The sequence below is a fragment of the Leifsonia virtsii genome, from assembly GCF_030433675.1.
Taxonomy (GTDB): Bacteria; Actinomycetota; Actinomycetes; order Actinomycetales; family Microbacteriaceae; genus Leifsonia; species Leifsonia virtsii.
In genome coordinates this window covers 686,508-702,007 of record NZ_JAROCB010000001.1, presented here as the reverse complement: position 1 = coordinate 702,007, position 15,500 = coordinate 686,508, and the positions used below count along the sequence as shown (strand labels likewise).

The following is a 15,500-nucleotide window of genomic DNA, read 5'->3' as shown; positions in this document are numbered from 1 at the left end:
CGCGGCGGCGTGTCGTGACCACTCGCTAGCCTGGCGGCATGCTTCAGGGACCGTACCGCTGGTTCGTGTACGCCGAACTGCTGCTGGCGGCGGTGACGTTCGTCGCGCTGCTGTTCGTCGTCGCGCCGTACGGTGGCCGGCACGGGCGCACCGGCTGGGGGCCGACGGTGCCCGCGCGGGTCGGCTGGGTGGTGATGGAGGCGCCGGCCGCCCTGCTCTTCGTCGCGTTCTACCTGCTCGGCTCGCACCGCTTCGAGCCGGTGCCGCTGCTGTTCCTCGCGCTCTGGCTGGTGCACTACGTGTACCGGGCGTTCGTGTACCCGTTCCTCATGCGGTCGGGGTCGCGGATGCCGGTGCTGGTGATGCTGCTCGCGATCGGGTTCAACACGCTCAACGCGTGGGTGAACGCGCGCTGGGTCTCCGAGTACGGGACGTATCCCGTCGCCTGGCTCGCCGACCCGCGGTTCTGGCTCGGGCTGCTGCTGTTCGCCGGCGGCCTGACGCTCAACGCGCGCTCGGACCGGACGCTGCGCCGGCTCCGCGCGGGCGGCGGCGGGTACCGCGTGCCCTACGGCGGCGGGTTCCGCTACGTCTCCAGCCCCAACTATCTGGGCGAGATCGTGGAGTGGACGGGCTGGGCCGTCGCCACCTGGTCGCTCGCGGGCGCCTCCTTCGCGCTGTACACGATCGCCAACCTCGCCCCGCGTGCGGTGGCGAACCACCGCTGGTACCGCGAGACCTTCCCGGAGTACCCGCGCGACCGCCGCGCGCTGCTCCCGTTCGTGCTCTGAGCGGCCGGCCGCGCATCCATGGGTCGCAACACGCCGCGAACGCCGCCGCATAACGGCGTGTCACGACCCATGGGTCCGGGCCGGGTGTCGGCGGTGCGGGTTACGCTGCCGCCGTCGCCGGGAGACGGGAAGGGTCGGGCTGTGCCGGAGAGCGTGGAGCAGTGGTGGGCGCGCCGCCAGTGGTCGAAGGGCGCCTCCGTGCCGTACCCGATCGGCCGCTACCGCACCGACTGGGAGCGGTACCCCGTGCTCGTCCGCCAGTACCATCCCGACCTCAACCACGGGATCACCCTGACGCAGGTGCCGCCCGCGGCCGACGTCTATCTGGTGTGGGAGTGCGACTCCGGCCACCGGTTCGTGGCGACGCCCGAGGAGCAGCGCTCGCGTCCGGGCGGCACGCGGCGGCGGTCGGCGTGGTGCCCGCGGTGCGCCGAGGAGGCGGCTCCGCGGCCGGTGCGCACGCCCGTGCCGGAGGCCGGCGTGCACGTGTGCGGGCACGCCCGCGACCCTCGGCGCATCGAGGCGGATCCGGACGACGACAGGTGCTATCTGTGCCGTCGGCTGGACCGCGAGTCGCTCACCCGGGAACAGCTGGTCACCCTGGCGGCTCCCGGCTCGCGCGTCGCCGTCTCGGCCGAGAACGGCACGACGGCGACCCACTCCTGGCAGTGCGACGCGGGGCATCCGAGCTATCGCGCGAGCATCGAGCGCATCCTGGGCGGCCGGAGGTGCCCCATCTGCCGGCACGCGCGAGCCGGCGCCGACACGGTCGCGGTGGGGGAGGCGTTCGTCAGCCGCTGGGCACCGGTGCCTGCGTCGGCGGCGGAGCCGGCGCTGAAGCAGCGTCTCGCCGACCGGCTCGACATGGACCTGGGGATGAACGCCGTGCGGGTGGCGAAGCCGCTCCACTCGCACCTGGAGGTCTGGCCCGACATCCTGCTGCCCGAACTCAAGGTCGCCATCGAGTACGACACCACCGGGCGGCACGGCCTGGAGCATGTCGGCCCGCGCGAGGAGTCCGACCGGCGGAAGGACCGCCTGCTGCGCGCCGTCGGCTGGGAGGTCCTCCGGGTGCGCTGCGGGAAGCTGCAGCCGATCGGGCCGTACGACGTGCCAGGAGGGTCGGTCGGCGACGCGCTGGTCGAGCGCATCCTGTCGCGCCTGGGGGAGATCCGCGGCGACCTCTTCGTCGCGGCGTACCTGCGCTGATCATGCCCGCATTTCCGCGCGCGAACACTCTGGTCGCGGGGCGGCGACCCCCGCTACGCTGGGCGGCGAACCGGCAGTCACACGCTCTCACGAGGAGGAAGCCATGCCGTCGATCCTGAACCCCTACCTCAACTTCCGCGGCACGGCGCGCGAAGCGATGGACTTCTACCAGTCGGTGTTCGGCGGCGAGGTGCAGCGCAGCACCTTCGCCGAGTACCAGATGGCGCAGGACCCCGCAGACAACGACCTGATCATGCACTCCCAGCTCACCTCGCCCGGCGGGTTCACGCTCATGGCGGCCGACGTGCCGGCTCATATGGACTTCAACCCGGGCTCCGCCATCTCCATCTCGCTGAGCGGCGACGACGAGGCCGAGCTGACCGGCTACTGGGAGAGGCTCGTCGAGGGCGGCACCGTGATCGAACCGCTGTCGAAGGCGCCGTGGGGCGACAGCTTCGGCATGGCGGTCGACCGGTTCGGGGTGCAGTGGCTGGTCAACATCGCGGGAACTCCTCAGGCGCAAGGTCAGTAGGCGGGTCGCGGGATGGCAGAGGGTTCCGGCCCCGTGGTGGTGGGCGTCCACCGCGGGCAGGCGCGCGCCGTGCTCGACGAGGCCGCGCGGCTCGCGACCGAGCTGGGGCGCCCGCTGCTGTGCGGCTACGTCGCAGAGGACAGCTACCTCACCGAGTGGGACCGGCCGGACGACGTGGCGGAGGAATCCCTCCACCCGACCGAGGTGGGCGCGGGGGAGGGGGATGCGGTGCTCGGCCTCTCCGCGGCCATCACGGCCGCGCTGGAGGAGAGCGGGGAGCCGGCCCCTACGTGGACGCTGCGCCTTCTCGCCGGCGACCCGGCGAAGGCGCTCGGCCGGCTGGCCGCCGAGGTCGACGCCCGGCTGATCGTCGTCGGGACGCATCGCCGTGGCTTTTCGAACACCCTGGAGAACTGGCTCGCCGGCTCCGTCGGAGCGCGCCTCACGCACGACCAGCAGTGTCCGGTGGTGGTGGTCCCCGTCACAGCGAAGGAGCGCGCGACGCCGACACTCGCCTGACCGGCCCCAAGCGCGGCCGGCCCGAAGCGTGCCCGGCGGCGTGCGCGTCAGCGGTGGAGTTCGCCCAGCGCGGCGTCGAAGGAGCGGAAGTAGGTGCGGCGACCTGGACGGCCGATCTGCGTGACCTCGAACATCCCGTCCAGCTGGAGGATGAAGCCGACGACCGGCGGCGCGCCGACGGCGGCGACCCGGGTGTCGCTGATCCGCCACTCGTGGTCCGAGATCTCCGCCACCTCCAGGCCCTGCCGGAGGAACACCGTGTGCGTCTTCATGCCTCAAGTGAAGTGGACGCGTCCCTGCGCGGACAGCCCTTGACACGGTTCCGAGATGGGTATGAGCGGTGTATTCCCGCGAGCAGGGGGCCGGGGTTATGGTCGAGCCGTCCGGCACCGGCCGGGTCGAGGAGGTCGTCATGTGCCGTTGGCTCGCGTACTCGGGGGAGCCGCTGCGGCCCGCCGAGCTGATCCTGGACACGCAGCACTCGCTGGTGGCCCAGTCCCTCAACTCGCCGCTCGGCGCGGAGACGGTCAACGGCGACGGCTTCGGCTTCGGCTGGTACCCGACCGACCCGTCCCCGGACGCTGTGCCCGGCATCTTCCACAGCATCGAACCCGCCTGGCACAACGAGAACCTGCGCGACCTCACGAACACGATCACGAGCCCGATGTTCCTCGCGCACGTGCGCGCGGCGGCCGGGCCGCCCATCCAGCAGACGAACTGCCACCCGTTCCGTCACGAGAACTGGCTGTTCATGCACAACGGCTTCCTCGAGGGCTTCCACCTGATGCAGCGCGACCTGAGGTACGCGGTCGACCCGTCGCTGTACCCGTCGATCGTCGGGACGACCGACTCGGAGACGCTGTTCTACCTGGCCCTCACGTTCGGCCTGCAGGACGACCCGATCGCCGCTCTCGGCCGGGCTCTGCGCTTCGTCGAGGAGACCGGCGAGAAGCACGGCGTCTCCGCTCCCGTGCAGGGCACGTACGCGGTGGCCGACGGCAAGACGCTGTGGGCGTTCCGCTACTCCACCTCGCACCACAGCCGCACGCTGTTCCACTCGGCGGCCATCCCGGAGCTGCGGGAGATGTTCCCGGATGTCGAACGCCTGGAGGTGTTCGGCGAGCACGCCAAGGTGGTCGTCTCCGAGCCGCTGAACGACACGCCGGGAGCGTTCATCACGGTGCCCGAGTCGACCGTGGCGGTTCTGGACGAGAGCGGATACCACCACGAGCCGTTCCTCGCGGACGCGGAGGCCGTGCTCACGCCGGCCTGACCGCGTCCGCGGCCCTCCGAACGGCGACATGATGTCGCCGTTCGCGCCGAGTGGCGACATGATGTCGCCACTCGGCTGGGCGAGGGTCAGTCGCCCTCGGCGATGCGGCGCACGAAGGTGGTGACGTGCTCGCGCAGGGCGTCGATCCGCTGCTGCCGCGCGGCCTCCACGTCGAACCCGACGTAGGCGGTCGGCGGACGCTTGCGCACGTTGACCGAGCACTGGAACTCGGCGCACACCAGCGTCCCGAGCGTGTTGCCGTTGCGGCCGGCCGCGCCGCCGCGCTTGGCGATGAAGAAGACGACCTCGTTGGGCAGGTGCACGTCCTCGCACCAGGAGCACTGCGGCCGCGAGCGCACGCGCCCGTCGGCCTGGCGCAACAGCACGCCGACTGGGGCGCCGTCGACCTCGGCGACGACGTAGCCGACGGTGGGCAGCTTGCGGTCGCGCCAGCCGAGGAAGTCGATGTCAGACCAGCGCACCTGCGCCAGGTCGGGGAGGGAGAGCTCCTTGCGTTCGCGCTGCGACGCGTTGACGAAGGAGGACCGGATCTGCTGATCGGTGAGGGGAAGCATGGTTGAACGCCTGTCTGTCGTGAATCGGAGGATGCCGGACCTCGCACACGGGGTCGCGGAAGGACCCGGAAGTCCGAGAGGATCCGTCGCGGCGGAAACGCGCGCGACGGCGATCTCACCCGCTGGCGCGGGGATCGGTGACGAGGGACAGCGCTATCTCGCGCCGGCGCAGAGCGCGCCGACGACCTCCAGACGCCCGGCGGCCGCGAGGGCGGCGGTGGGCTGCGAGACGAGCGGGTTCACGCATCCAGTCTACGCGGTCATCGGCGGCGGCCGGGATGTCGGTGGTGAGCGGCAGAGTGGAGGCCAGCACAGAGCGGCCTGCACAGAGAGGAAGAGCCATGAGCGTTCCCACCCCCGTCGACCCGCCCGGGCTGTACCGCAGCCCCGCCTTCGCGCAGGGCATGATCGTGCCGGAGGGGCCCGTGCTCTTCGTCGGCGGCCAGAACGGCGTCGACGCCCAGGGCGAGCTGCTCGACGGGCTGCAGGCGCAGACCGAGCAGGCGCTGCGCAACCTGCTCGCCGTGCTCGCCGCCGCGGGAAGCGGTCCGGAGCACGTGGCGAAGCTGACCATCCACCTCGCGCCCGGCATCGACCCGACCGCCGCCTACGGCGCGACGCGCACGGTCTGGGGGGATCACCGCACCGCGGTCACCGTGCTCGCGGTCGCCCCGGCGCGCCCGGGGGCGCTGGTCGAGATCGACGCGGTTGCGGCCGTGCCCCGGTGAGTCCCGGGGTTCAGGAAGCGGAACGGCGGCCGGTGCGGTTTGTCACGTTCACCCGCGGTCGTGGACTAGGGTCGAGTGGTGAATGGTGCAACCGTGTCCGATGAATCGGAACGGCGCAGACTCGAAGAGTGCGTCAAAGAGCCGATCCGGACCCCGGGCCGCATCCAGTCCTTCGGGACGCTGCTCGTCGTCGACATCGCGACCTACGAGATCGTCACGGCGAGCGACGACGCCGTGCGCTGGCTCGGCCGCTCCGTCTCCGAGCTCGGCAGCCCGACGCTCGAGTGGAGCGTGACCGCCGAGACGCACGGCGACCCGATCCGGATCGACCTGGAGGGCGAGCCCTACGACGCCGTCACGCATCGTCTCGCCGACCGCGTCGTCATCGAGCTCGAGCCGGCCGACAACACGCCGGACGTGCCGACGGCGTCGGTGGTGGGCGCCATCCGCACCCTCGGTCTCGTGGCGAGCGCGGAGGAGCTGCGTCAGGCGGCGGCCGAGGAGGTCAAGCGCATCAGCGGTTTCGACCGCGTCATGGTCTACCGCTTCTTCGACGACGGCCACGGCGAGGTGGCGGGAGAGGCCGCAGAGCCCGACATGGAGTCGTACCGGGGCCTGCGCTTCCCGGCGTCCGACATACCGCAGCAGGCGCGGTCGCTCTACCTGACCAAGCTGTCGCGGCAGATCGTGAGCACGGTCGACGAGGGGACGCCGCTGTCGTCCGTCGAGGCCGACGCACCGCCGCTCGACCTGAGCAGCGCCGAGCTGCGCGCCGTGTCGCCGCACCACCTCCAATTCATGCGGAACATGGGGCAGGCCTCCACGGTCTCGTTCTCGCTCATCCACGACGACCGGCTGGTTGGGATGATCACCTGCGCGCACCGCACGGAGCGGCGGATGCCGATTCTGCTCCGTCGTGCGCTGGAGGTGCTCGCCACTCAGCTGACGCTGCAGCTGGCCGCGCTGGAGTCGATCGCGCAGCTGCGCCGCGACCTGACCATCCGGGAGCAGCGCGCCGCGGTGCTCGCGGGCGTCCCGTCGTCGGACGACCCGCTGCTGACCCTCGTCGACGGCGGCGCCGAGCTGTGCCGGCTGGTGGGGGCGGACGGCGCCATCCTGGCCCTCGACGGGCTGAGCCGCAGCGTGGGCGACGTGCCGACGACCGAGCGGGATGTTCTTCTCGCCGCCGCGGGCACCGAGCCGTTCCAGTCGTCGGAGCTGGAGCGGACGCACCCCGCTCTCGCGACGCTCATGCCGGGGTTCGCCGGGCTGCTGGTGGTGCCGGTCGCAGCGCACGGCGTCCTGTTGCTCTTCCGCCGTGAGGTCACCCAGGTGATCCGCTGGCTCGGCGACCAGACGCCGGCGAACCGCGACACCGCGCTCTCGCCCCGCAACTCGTTCTCCGAGTGGCGGCAGAGCGTCGAGGGGTCGTCCCTGCCGTGGGCGGAGGCGGCGGAGGAGGCGCGCGAGCTCGGCCGAGAGCTGGCCCGCGCACTCGACCGCCGGCACGAGGCGCGTCTCGCCCAGCTCGCTCTGGTCGACCACCTCACCGGGCTGCACAACCGCCGTTCGCTGGAGCGCAGGCTCGAGACCGTGCAGCAGTCGGGGGAGGGCGGCGTGCTGCTGTTCCTCGACCTCGACGGCTTCAAGGCGATCAACGACCGGCACGGTCACGAGACCGGGGACACCGTGCTCCGCGTGATCGCCGACCGCCTGACCGCGGGCAGCCGGGCCACCGATGTCGCCTCGCGGCTCGCCGGCGACGAGTTCGTGGTGCTCAGCCCGGGGACCTCGGCGGAGGACGGGGAGCGCTTCGGGGCGCGTCTCGTCCGCGAGATCGCAGCGCCGATCCGCACCCCGCGCGGTCCCATGACGGTCACGGCGTCGTGCGGCGTGATCGTGATCGACCCGGCCGCGACCGGCAAGCAGCTGCTCGACGCGGCCGACGCCGCCATGTACCGCGCGAAGAACGCCGGCCGCAACCGCGTCTCGCTATGACCCGCGGCCCCTCCCGACGCGACTGCGGCCTCCCGTAACGTCCGCGGGTGCGCGAGCGCGCGCAAACGTTCCAGGAGCCCGCAGTCGAGCGGCCGGGGCAGGGCAGGGCGCGTAGCATCCTGGCCATGCCCGATCCGATGCACTTCGACCGGCTCGCCGACGTCTACGATCGGGCGCGCCCGCCGTATCCGGATGCCCTGTGGCGGCGGCTCGGCGACCTCGGTCTCCTCGTTCCCGGGCGACGGGCGGTGGATCTGGGAGCCGGGAGCGGCCAGGCGACCCGGGTCCTCGTCGAGGCGGGTCTGGACGTGGTCGCCGTCGAACCGGGGCCGGCCCTCGCGGCCCGACTACGGCGTGCCGTCCCGGCGGCCGGGGTGATCGAGGCGACGGCGGAGGCGGCACCTCTGGTCGCCGCGTCGTTCGACCTCGCGACGGCGGCCACCGCCGTCCACTGGTTCGACCTCGGTGTCGTGCTGCCGCGTCTGCACCGGGCGCTCGTTCCCGGCGGGCGGCTGGCGGTCTGGCGCAACGTCTTCGGCGACATGGAGGCGCCGCAGACGCCGTTCCGCGAGCGCGTGGCGCAGATCGTGGCGCAGCGGGATGCGCCCCCGCGTCCCGGCCCCGGCGAGTCGGAGACCGCCACCTGGACAGGTGCGCTCTCGGTCGGCGGCTGGTTCGCCGCCTCCCACGTCGAGGAGTTCCGCTGGCGGATCACCCTCGATGCGGAGGACGTCCGCGGCCTCTTCACGACCTTCAGCGACTGGACGCCGGAGGAGGCGAGCCAGGCGGCCGCTGCGGTGCGCGATCTCGGCGGTGCGGTCACCGAGCACTACGTGACGCCGTTGATCGTGCTCGATCGCACGTGACTGTCGATTCGGGCGGGTTCCGTTCGACGTCTGGTCAGGAGATCATCCACGACAGGAGGAGGAACCGATGAGCGGATACGTGATCCTGATCCAGGGCGACGAGCGGCGGTGGCAGGGGCTGAGCGCGGAGGAGCGCTCGGAGATCGACGCGGCCCACCGCGAGTTCTCCCGGAGGGTCGGGGATGCGATCCTCGCCTCGGGGGAGCTGCAGGGGACCGAAACGGCCGTGACGGTCCGTCGGGGCCCGGACGGCGAGCCGCGCGCGGTGGACGGCCCGTTCACCGAGGCGAAGGAGGTCGTCGGCGGCTTCTACGTCATCGACGTGCCGACCAAGGCGGAGGCCGTGGCGCTCGCGTCGCTTCTCGCGGAGGCGCGGCACGATCACAGCGGGGTGCAGGTCCAGCCGCTCGTCGACCACGGCGCGAGCTGAGGCTTCCCGGGATGCCGACCCTTCCGCGTCGGGTTGAGACGTCTTCGCTAGAGGAATTCGTTTCCGCGTCGGTCCGGCATCCCCGGGTAGGACCCACGTTATCCGGTGGAGGACCGTGTCCTCCATTCTGAGGACAGAAACCGTCAAGAGTTGACGGGCTCCTCCTCGGCCGGTCACTAGGATCGCCGCATGGCGGTCATCGGCGAGGACGAACTGGCGGGCATCCGCCGCGGCCTGGTCGTGTTCTGCTACCAGCTGCTGGGGTCGCCGTTCGACGCGGAGGACGCGGCTCAGGATGCGCTGGAGCGCATCTGGCGCTCCCGCGACACGTTCGACCCGGCGCGCGGGAGCCTGTCGGGCTGGGCGTACGGCATCGCCCGGAACGTGTGCGTCGACCGCCTGCGCCGGACGCCGCGCCGGCCGCTCCCGCGCGACCTGCGCGAGCCGGGCCTCGAGGCCGGCGCACCTCTGGTGCCCGCCCTCGACGTGCCATGGCTGCAGCCGGCGCCGTCCGGCTGGTCGGGCGGATCGGAGCCGGAGGGTGCGGCGGAACGCGCCGAGGTGGTGCGGTTCGCCGTGACGGCGATGCTGCAGTCGCTCTCGCCGGTGCAGCGCGGGGCGTTCGTGCTGCGGGACGTGCTCGGCCTGTCCGCGGCGGAGACCGCCGCGGCGCTCTCGGTCTCGGTCGGCTCGGCGAACTCGGCGCTGCAGCGGGCTCGCGCGGCGATCCGCGAGGGGACGCGGCGCTCGCATCCCCTCGCCGCCGACGCGGTCGAACGGTACGCGCGGGCGATCGAGGCAGCGGATGTCGCCGCGCTTGCGGCCCTCGTGTCCGACGACGTCGTGTTCGAGATGCCGCCGGTGCCGCAGTGGTCGGTGGGTCGCGAGCCGTACGCGGCGTTCATGGCCCACCTGTTCGACTGGCGCGGGCGCGACTGGACCACGAGGGGCATCCGGGCGAACGGGCAGCCCGGCCTGCTTCTCTACCGCGTCACCGCGAGCGGGCCGGAGCCGCACACCGTGCAGCTGTTCGACGGGGACGCCGCGGGCGGCATCGGCCACGTGCTGGTGTACCAGGATCCTCGGCTCTTCCGGCTGTTCGAGGAGGCCGCGACCGGCGTGCGATGAGTTTCGCGCCGCTCGTGCGTATCCACTTCCGAGGGCTCCATCGGGGAGCCCGGAGACGGAGCAGCGACATGGGACGACTGATCGTGGTGCAGTTCATCACCCTGGACGGCGTCGTCGCCGACCCGGACGGCAGCGACGGGACGCCGTTCGGCGGCTGGGCGATGCGGTTCGGGCCGGAGGGCGTGGCGGGGGACAAGTTCCGCCTCGGCGACATCCTGGCCACCGGGACGCTGCTGTTCGGGCGGCGCACCTGGGAGCACTTCGCGCGGCTGTGGCCGGCGCGCGGCGACGACTTCTCGCGCGCCATGAACCGGGCGAGCAAGGCAGTGGCGACCGGTCACCCGCTGCCCGACGGGAGCTGGTCGAATTCCAAGCGCGTCGACGGCGACCTGATCGACTGGGTGCAGCGCACCATCCCGTCGCGCGACGTGGTGGTCATCGGCAGCGGATCGGTGGTGGATGCACTGGCGGCCGCCGGGGTCGTGCACGAGTACCGGCTGCTCACCTTCCCGGTCGCCGTCGGCGACGGCAGGAGACTGTTCCGGGGCGGGGAGACGCTCGCCCTCCGATCGGCCGAGCGCGTCGGTCCGGCGGTGCTGGCGGTGTACGACGCGCGGGGCTGACGGCGAGGCGGCGGTCAGCGGTTGCGCGGGTCGCTCGGACCGCCGCGCGTGCCCTTGTGCGGCTCCTCGACGATCCGCACGTCGTGCACCGTGACGCTGTCGGCGAGCAGCAGGTCGAGCGAGGTGAGGAAGAGGCGGCCGAGCTCGTCGTCGTCGACCTCCGGCCCCGGCAGGTCGACCCGGAATCCCTGGGCCTGGAGCCCGCCGCCGTTGGAGAAGGTCACTTCGGCGTCGAACACGGCGCGGTACTGGGTCATGTCCGCGAGCATACCGATGCCCGGGACTGGGCCCCGGGCGTCGGTTCGTGGGTTCTTGCGGTCAATTGAACTTGCGGCGGTACTTGGCGATCGCGAACCCGTAGGCGACGAGAAGGATGCCCACCAGCCACGCCAGGGCCACCCAGATGTCGCTCCCGACCGGCTGCTGCGCGAACAGCGCCCGGAGGGTGTCGACGATGGAGGTGACCGGCTGGTTCTCCGCGAACCACGCCACCGGCCCCGGCATCGAGTCGGTCGGCACGAAGGCAGAGCTGATGAACGGCAGGAAGATCAGCGGGTAGCTGAATGCGCTCGCGCCGTCCACCGTCTTCGCCGAGAGCCCCGCCAGCACCGCGATCCAGGTCAGCGCGAGGGTGAACAGGATGAGGATGCCCGCGACGGCGAGCCAGGCGCCGACCGAGGCCCCGGTCCGGAAGCCGAGGATCAGGGCGACCCCGATGACGATCGCGACCGACACCACGTTGGCGACGAGCGAGGTGAGCACGTGCGCCCACAGCACCGACGACCGCGCGATCGGCATGGACTGGAACCTCTCGAAGATGCCGCCCTGCAGGTCCAGGAACAGCCGGTAGGCGGTGTAGGCGATGCCGGAGGCGATAGTGATGAGCAGGATGCCGGGGAGCATGTAGTCGATGTACGACTGGCCGCTTCCGGTGCGGATGGCTCCGCCGAGCACGTAGACGAACAGCAGCATGAGGGCGATCGGCGTGATCGCGGTCGTGATGATGGTGTCCGGGCTGCGGAGGATGTGACGGAGCGACCGGCCGGTGAGCACCCGGGTGTCGCTGAGGGCGTACGTGGTCATCGTGCGCTCCTTCCGGTGTCGGCGTCGGCCGCGGGCTCCGGATGCTCGGGCCCGTCGTCTCCGACGAGGGCGAGGAAGACCTCCTCGAGGCTCGGCTGCTTCTCGACGTACTCGACGGTGGCCGCGGGGAGCAGCCGCTTGAGCTCGGCGAGGGTGCCGTTCTGGATGATGGTGCCCTTGTGCAGGATCGCGATGCGGTCGGCCAGCTGCTCGGCCTCATCGAGGTACTGCGTGGTGAGCAGCACTGTGGTGCCGCCGCGGGCGAGGTTCTTCACCGTGTCCCACACCTCGATGCGGGCCTGCGGGTCGAGACCCGTCGTCGGCTCGTCGAGGAAGATGACCGGCGGGTCGCCGACCAGGCTCATGGCGATGTCGAGCCGCCGGCGCATGCCGCCGGAGTACGTGCCGGCCTTGCGGTCGGCCGCGTCGGTCAGCGAGAAGCGGGCGAGCAGGTCGTCCGCCACGGCCGCCGGGTCCTTCAGGTGACGCAGCCGCGCCACCAGCACGAGGTTCTCCTTGCCGGTGAGCACCTCGTCCACCGCCGCGAACTGGCCGGTGAGGCTGAGCGAGCGCCGCACGTCGGCCGGCGCCGCCGCGACCTCGTGGCCGAGGACGCTGGCGGTGCCGCCGTCCGCCTTCAGCAGAGTGGCCAGGATGCGCACGAGCGTCGTCTTGCCGGCCCCGTTGGAGCCGAGCAGGGCGAAGATGGTGCCGGGGGCGACGTCGAAGTCGACGCCGCGGAGCACCTCCAGGTCCTTGAAGGACTTGGTGACGCCCTGCACCCGGATCGCGGGCTCCAGGGTCGCTGTGGGGGTCATGGCGTGTCCTCCTCCTTCTCCGCCTTCTCGACGGCTGCGGTCAGGCGCTCGCGCTCCTTGTCGACCCAGCGCTTGCCGCCGTAGGCGGCGGCGAACTCGTCCGCGAACCCGACCGGGTCGTCGCCGACGATGTCGCGGATGGGCGTTCCGTCGGCCGCCGCGCGCTCCCACAGGTCGACGAAGTCGCCGAACATCGTGGTGAGCGTGTCGCCGTCGACGATGCCGCCCTGGATCAGGAGGTACCGGTGGATGGCCTTGGCCGTGTCCCGGTACGGCTGGGGGAGCGCGTCGATGCGCGCGACCGCCTGTCGGTACTGCTTCTTCTGCTCGAGCGAGCCCGTGAGGGCCTCGATCCACTTCGCTGCCATGGTCAGTCGTCTCCTTCCGTGTGGAGCTGTTCGATCCGTTCCGAGAGGAAGCTCCACGTCCTCCAGAACTCTTCGAGCTGTGCGCGGCCCGCCGCGTTGAGGGTGAACACCTTGCGCGGCGGCCCCTTCTCGGACGGCACCTTCTCGACGTCCACGAAGCCCCGCTGCTCGATGCGCACCAGGAGCGCGTACACCGTCCCCTCGACGAGGTCGGTGAAGCCCTGGTCGCGCAGCCGCGACGTGATCTCGTAGCCGTAGGCGGGCCGGTCGGCGAGGATCGCCAGCACCATGCCCTCGAGAGTGCCCTTGAGCATCTCGGTCATCTGGTTGCCCATCGGATCCTCCATCCATCTACTCTGTCTTGCTGACTACCAGTAGAAAGTAACACTGAGTACCGGTACTTAGCAAGACTGAATACAAAGAAATCTCGGACACGTCTTCCGCGGGGGAGCGGCCGCGATCAGTGCATAGCCAGACACGGGTGCAGGCGAGCAGGATCGGCGGCATGGACAGCAGTGGGAGCCGCCGGCGCGTCCCGAGACGACCGGCGTCGAGCTTGGCGGAGCGCTGGACGACCGTCGACGGGATCGACGTGTTCTACCGGGAGTCGGTGGTGCCGCCGGACGCGCCGGCGATGGTGCACGTCCACGGCTTCGGACTCTCCGGCCGCTACCTGCTGCCGACGGCCGAGCGGCTGCAGGACGAGTTCCACACCCTCGTGCCGGACCTGCCCGGCTTCGGCCGCAGCGGCAAGGCGCCGAACGGGCTCGACGTGCCGGACCTCGCGCACGCGGCCGCGCGGTTCCTCAACGAACGCGGCATCGAGCGCGCCACCCTGGTGGGCAACTCGATGGGATGCCCGGTGATCCTCGAGTTCGCGCACCACTACCCGGAGCGGATCGACCGCGCCGTGCTCGTCTCGCCGGCCGGCGGTGCGTACAACCGGCCGCTGCGCCGGGCGGTCGGGCAGCTGAGCGTCGACAGCGCGAGGGAGCCGACCCGGATGGTCGGGGTGGCCGTGCCGGACTACTTGCGGTTCGGCGTGCCCAGCACGGTCCGGATGTTCCGCGCGCTCACGCAGTACCCGTCGCTGCAGCGGCTGCTGGAGCTCCGCATCCCGACGCTCGTGGTGATCGGCGACCGCGATCCGCTCATGCCGCACGCCGCACGCGTGCAGGAGGTGGCGAACGCGACGGACAACCACGTGCTCGCCGTGCAGATCGAGGGCGCGGCGCATGCGATCAACTTCAGCCACTCGGGGGAGCTCGCCCACCTGATCCGCTCGTTCATGGCCGACCGTCCGATCGTCGACGACCCGGACTCTCCCGGCCACGCGCGGCTGTACGAGATCCACCGCAGCGCGAACCTTCCGCCGGTGGTGTGAGCGTGCCGGGTGCGCCGCCGCTCAGAGCTCGTCGTCGAACGGGTCGAGCGGGTCGCCGTGGTCGTCCATCCGGTCCACCAGGCGGTAGACGACGCGCGTCGGCCAGTCGCTGCTGTCCTCGATGACGAAGACCTCCCAGACCTCCCGGTCGTGGTAGCGTGCGCGGCCCCGGAGCGCCGCGGGCGGCTCGTCCGCGGTCGCGGTCACGCGGATGGCGGCGTCCGCCATCCCGGGTCGCCGCATCAGGGCCTCGAAGGTCGCGTTCTCACCCATGGTCGGCACCCTAGGGCGCGTGCGCAGGGGCACGAAAGCCAGCGCCTGTGATGCTCAGCGGGCAGGCTCAGGCGTCGGCCGTGGCCGCCCGCTCGCGGGCCTCAAAGTCGAGCAGCCGCTGCTGGGCCACGGCGTAGGAGGTGGCGATCGGCAGGTCCCCGCCGTCGCGCACCGCCTCCGCGACCGCCACGGCGGCGTCGATCGCGGCCCGGTAGGGGAGCGATCCGGTGCTCACGCGCCGCACGCCGAGCGCCGCGAAGTCGTCGAGGGTGACACCGGGCGAGGCGAGCACGTTGACCGGGACCGGAAGCGACGCGGTCAGCTGCTCGAGAGCGGCCGCCTCGATCTCCCCGGGGAAGAACACCCCGTCCGCGCCGGCCTCCAGGTAGCGCTGCGCCCGCGCGACGACGGAGGAGAGCGCCGTGTCCTCGTGGTACCAGTACGAGTCGACGCGCGCGTTGACGAACACGTCCGGTGCGGCGCGCTTGATGGCCGCGATCTTGGCGGCCGGGATGGAGGGGTCCACCAGGTGGCCTGCGGCGGAGTCCTCCAGGTTGACACCGGCGACGCCGAGTCCGGCCACGAGAGCGCCGACCTCCTCCGGGTCGTCGCTGTAGCCGTCCTCGATGTCGGCGCTGATCGGCACGGGGAGCACGCGCAGCCGGCGCACCAGCGCCAGCGTCGCCTCCTTGCTCGCGCCGCCGGCGTCCGGACGGCCGCCGGAGGCGTTCACCCCGAAACTGGTCGTGCCGATCGCGGGGAATCCGGCCGCGGCGAAGGCGATCGCCGAGCCGACATCCCACGCGTTGGGCAGCAGGAAGGGGCGCTCCTGGTCGTGGAGCCCCCGGAAGATCATCGTCGCGTCGTCCACGAGGGGAGGCTACCGCCGCGCAGACAGCCGC

General features: G+C 71.8%; 21 protein-coding genes. 12 read left to right on the top strand and 9 right to left on the bottom strand.

The window, feature by feature from the left end; translation table 11 throughout:
* Nucleotides 1–38: 38 nt before the first annotated feature.
* From P5G59_RS03450 to P5G59_RS03435, 4 genes are all read left to right on the top strand, one after another.
* The gene (locus tag P5G59_RS03450) at nucleotides 39–791 is read left to right on the top strand and encodes a phosphatidylethanolamine N-methyltransferase family domain-containing protein (protein WP_301216021.1); all 753 of its coding nucleotides are present in this window, start codon (nucleotides 39–41) and stop codon (nucleotides 789–791) included.
* A gap of 141 nt (nucleotides 792–932) precedes the next feature.
* Nucleotides 933–2,000: a zinc-ribbon domain-containing protein gene (locus P5G59_RS03445; protein ID WP_301216019.1), complete on the top strand. Its 1,068-nt coding sequence runs from the start codon at nucleotides 933–935 to the stop codon at nucleotides 1,998–2,000.
* A 103-nt stretch (nucleotides 2,001–2,103) separates the two neighbouring features.
* The gene (locus tag P5G59_RS03440; protein ID WP_301216017.1) at nucleotides 2,104–2,532 is read left to right on the top strand and encodes a VOC family protein; all 429 of its coding nucleotides are present in this window, start codon (nucleotides 2,104–2,106) and stop codon (nucleotides 2,530–2,532) included.
* Nucleotides 2,533–2,544: 12 nt separating this feature from the next.
* A complete protein-coding gene (locus P5G59_RS03435) occupies nucleotides 2,545–3,051 on the top strand; it encodes a universal stress protein (RefSeq protein ID WP_301216015.1) in 507 nt (168 codons plus the stop codon).
* Between the two features lie 47 nt (nucleotides 3,052–3,098).
* On the opposite strand, the gene P5G59_RS03430 is transcribed toward P5G59_RS03435, so the two are convergent.
* Nucleotides 3,099–3,323: a hypothetical protein gene (locus P5G59_RS03430; protein ID WP_301216013.1), complete on the bottom strand. Its 225-nt coding sequence runs from the start codon at nucleotides 3,321–3,323 to the stop codon at nucleotides 3,099–3,101.
* A gap of 140 nt (nucleotides 3,324–3,463) precedes the next feature.
* On the opposite strand from P5G59_RS03430, the gene P5G59_RS03425 reads away from it, so the two are divergent.
* Nucleotides 3,464–4,324 carry a class II glutamine amidotransferase gene (locus tag P5G59_RS03425; protein ID WP_363324672.1) on the top strand — a complete coding sequence of 287 codons (861 nt, stop codon included), beginning with the start codon at nucleotides 3,464–3,466 and terminating at the stop codon, nucleotides 4,322–4,324.
* An 86-nt stretch (nucleotides 4,325–4,410) separates the two neighbouring features.
* Here P5G59_RS03425 and P5G59_RS03420 read toward each other — a convergent pair whose 3' ends face one another.
* Nucleotides 4,411–4,899 (bottom strand): FBP domain-containing protein, encoded by a 489-nt coding sequence (locus P5G59_RS03420; protein WP_301216009.1) that lies wholly within the window; start codon nucleotides 4,897–4,899, stop codon nucleotides 4,411–4,413.
* Between the two features lie 341 nt (nucleotides 4,900–5,240).
* On the opposite strand from P5G59_RS03420, the gene P5G59_RS03415 reads away from it, so the two are divergent.
* From P5G59_RS03415 to P5G59_RS03390, 6 genes are all read left to right on the top strand, one after another.
* A complete protein-coding gene (locus P5G59_RS03415) occupies nucleotides 5,241–5,627 on the top strand; it encodes a RidA family protein (protein ID WP_301216007.1) in 387 nt (128 codons plus the stop codon).
* A 93-nt stretch (nucleotides 5,628–5,720) separates the two neighbouring features.
* Nucleotides 5,721–7,625 carry a sensor domain-containing diguanylate cyclase gene (locus P5G59_RS03410; protein ID WP_301216005.1) on the top strand — a complete coding sequence of 635 codons (1,905 nt, stop codon included), beginning with the start codon at nucleotides 5,721–5,723 and terminating at the stop codon, nucleotides 7,623–7,625.
* Between the two features lie 125 nt (nucleotides 7,626–7,750).
* The gene (locus P5G59_RS03405; RefSeq protein WP_301216003.1) at nucleotides 7,751–8,491 is read left to right on the top strand and encodes a class I SAM-dependent methyltransferase; all 741 of its coding nucleotides are present in this window, start codon (nucleotides 7,751–7,753) and stop codon (nucleotides 8,489–8,491) included.
* Between the two features lie 67 nt (nucleotides 8,492–8,558).
* Nucleotides 8,559–8,921 (top strand): YciI family protein, encoded by a 363-nt coding sequence (locus P5G59_RS03400; protein ID WP_301216001.1) that lies wholly within the window; start codon nucleotides 8,559–8,561, stop codon nucleotides 8,919–8,921.
* Nucleotides 8,922–9,110: 189 nt separating this feature from the next.
* On the top strand, nucleotides 9,111–10,049 hold the full coding sequence (locus P5G59_RS03395; protein ID WP_301215999.1) for an RNA polymerase subunit sigma-70: 939 nt from the start codon (nucleotides 9,111–9,113) through the stop codon (nucleotides 10,047–10,049).
* A gap of 68 nt (nucleotides 10,050–10,117) precedes the next feature.
* Nucleotides 10,118–10,672 carry a dihydrofolate reductase family protein gene (locus tag P5G59_RS03390; protein WP_301215997.1) on the top strand — a complete coding sequence of 185 codons (555 nt, stop codon included), beginning with the start codon at nucleotides 10,118–10,120 and terminating at the stop codon, nucleotides 10,670–10,672.
* 14 nt (nucleotides 10,673–10,686) lie between these two features.
* On the opposite strand, the gene P5G59_RS03385 is transcribed toward P5G59_RS03390, so the two are convergent.
* From P5G59_RS03385 to P5G59_RS03365, 5 genes are all read right to left on the bottom strand, one after another.
* Nucleotides 10,687–10,929: a hypothetical protein gene (locus tag P5G59_RS03385; RefSeq protein ID WP_301215995.1), complete on the bottom strand. Its 243-nt coding sequence runs from the start codon at nucleotides 10,927–10,929 to the stop codon at nucleotides 10,687–10,689.
* Between the two features lie 61 nt (nucleotides 10,930–10,990).
* Nucleotides 10,991–11,755: an ABC transporter permease gene (locus tag P5G59_RS03380; RefSeq protein WP_301215993.1), complete on the bottom strand. Its 765-nt coding sequence runs from the start codon at nucleotides 11,753–11,755 to the stop codon at nucleotides 10,991–10,993.
* Nucleotides 11,752–12,573 (bottom strand): ABC transporter ATP-binding protein, encoded by an 822-nt coding sequence (locus tag P5G59_RS03375; RefSeq protein WP_301215991.1) that lies wholly within the window; start codon nucleotides 12,571–12,573, stop codon nucleotides 11,752–11,754. The genes P5G59_RS03380 and P5G59_RS03375 overlap by 4 nt, the downstream gene beginning before the upstream one ends.
* Nucleotides 12,570–12,941: a DUF1048 domain-containing protein gene (locus tag P5G59_RS03370; protein WP_301215989.1), complete on the bottom strand. Its 372-nt coding sequence runs from the start codon at nucleotides 12,939–12,941 to the stop codon at nucleotides 12,570–12,572. Before P5G59_RS03370 ends, P5G59_RS03375 begins: the two co-directional genes overlap by 4 nt.
* A gap of 2 nt (nucleotides 12,942–12,943) precedes the next feature.
* Nucleotides 12,944–13,276, bottom strand: coding sequence for a PadR family transcriptional regulator (locus P5G59_RS03365; protein WP_301216997.1), 333 nt, complete (start codon nucleotides 13,274–13,276; stop codon nucleotides 12,944–12,946).
* Between the two features lie 170 nt (nucleotides 13,277–13,446).
* Here P5G59_RS03365 and P5G59_RS03360 point away from each other — a divergent pair, with 170 nt between their 5' ends.
* Nucleotides 13,447–14,325: an alpha/beta fold hydrolase gene (locus P5G59_RS03360; RefSeq protein ID WP_301215987.1), complete on the top strand. Its 879-nt coding sequence runs from the start codon at nucleotides 13,447–13,449 to the stop codon at nucleotides 14,323–14,325.
* A 21-nt stretch (nucleotides 14,326–14,346) separates the two neighbouring features.
* Here the strand turns inward: P5G59_RS03360 and P5G59_RS03355 are convergent, their stop codons facing one another.
* Both P5G59_RS03355 and P5G59_RS03350 read right to left on the bottom strand, forming a co-directional pair.
* Nucleotides 14,347–14,598 (bottom strand): hypothetical protein, encoded by a 252-nt coding sequence (locus tag P5G59_RS03355; RefSeq protein ID WP_301215985.1) that lies wholly within the window; start codon nucleotides 14,596–14,598, stop codon nucleotides 14,347–14,349.
* A gap of 67 nt (nucleotides 14,599–14,665) precedes the next feature.
* Nucleotides 14,666–15,469 (bottom strand): isocitrate lyase/PEP mutase family protein, encoded by an 804-nt coding sequence (locus tag P5G59_RS03350; RefSeq protein WP_301215983.1) that lies wholly within the window; start codon nucleotides 15,467–15,469, stop codon nucleotides 14,666–14,668.
* Between the last annotated feature and the right edge of the window lie 31 nt (nucleotides 15,470–15,500).

Coding starts and splice junctions, on each gene's coding strand:
- P5G59_RS03450 (WP_301216021.1), top strand. CDS start 39: ATGCTTCAGGGACCGTACCGCTGGTTCGTGTACGCCGAACTGCTGCTG.
- P5G59_RS03440 (WP_301216017.1), top strand. CDS start 2,104: ATGCCGTCGATCCTGAACCCCTACCTCAACTTCCGCGGCACGGCGCGC.
- P5G59_RS03435 (WP_301216015.1), top strand. CDS start 2,545: ATGGCAGAGGGTTCCGGCCCCGTGGTGGTGGGCGTCCACCGCGGGCAG.
- P5G59_RS03430 (WP_301216013.1), bottom strand. CDS start 3,323: ATGAAGACGCACACGGTGTTCCTCCGGCAGGGCCTGGAGGTGGCGGAG.
- P5G59_RS03425 (WP_363324672.1), top strand. CDS start 3,464: ATGTGCCGTTGGCTCGCGTACTCGGGGGAGCCGCTGCGGCCCGCCGAG.
- P5G59_RS03420 (WP_301216009.1), bottom strand. CDS start 4,899: ATGCTTCCCCTCACCGATCAGCAGATCCGGTCCTCCTTCGTCAACGCG.
- P5G59_RS03415 (WP_301216007.1), top strand. CDS start 5,241: ATGAGCGTTCCCACCCCCGTCGACCCGCCCGGGCTGTACCGCAGCCCC.
- P5G59_RS03405 (WP_301216003.1), top strand. CDS start 7,751: ATGCCCGATCCGATGCACTTCGACCGGCTCGCCGACGTCTACGATCGG.
- P5G59_RS03400 (WP_301216001.1), top strand. CDS start 8,559: ATGAGCGGATACGTGATCCTGATCCAGGGCGACGAGCGGCGGTGGCAG.
- P5G59_RS03395 (WP_301215999.1), top strand. CDS start 9,111: ATGGCGGTCATCGGCGAGGACGAACTGGCGGGCATCCGCCGCGGCCTG.
- P5G59_RS03390 (WP_301215997.1), top strand. CDS start 10,118: ATGGGACGACTGATCGTGGTGCAGTTCATCACCCTGGACGGCGTCGTC.
- P5G59_RS03385 (WP_301215995.1), bottom strand. CDS start 10,929: ATGACCCAGTACCGCGCCGTGTTCGACGCCGAAGTGACCTTCTCCAAC.
- P5G59_RS03380 (WP_301215993.1), bottom strand. CDS start 11,755: ATGACCACGTACGCCCTCAGCGACACCCGGGTGCTCACCGGCCGGTCG.
- P5G59_RS03375 (WP_301215991.1), bottom strand. CDS start 12,573: ATGACCCCCACAGCGACCCTGGAGCCCGCGATCCGGGTGCAGGGCGTC.
- P5G59_RS03370 (WP_301215989.1), bottom strand. CDS start 12,941: ATGGCAGCGAAGTGGATCGAGGCCCTCACGGGCTCGCTCGAGCAGAAG.
- P5G59_RS03365 (WP_301216997.1), bottom strand. CDS start 13,276: ATGGGCAACCAGATGACCGAGATGCTCAAGGGCACTCTCGAGGGCATG.
- P5G59_RS03360 (WP_301215987.1), top strand. CDS start 13,447: ATGGACAGCAGTGGGAGCCGCCGGCGCGTCCCGAGACGACCGGCGTCG.
- P5G59_RS03355 (WP_301215985.1), bottom strand. CDS start 14,598: ATGGGTGAGAACGCGACCTTCGAGGCCCTGATGCGGCGACCCGGGATG.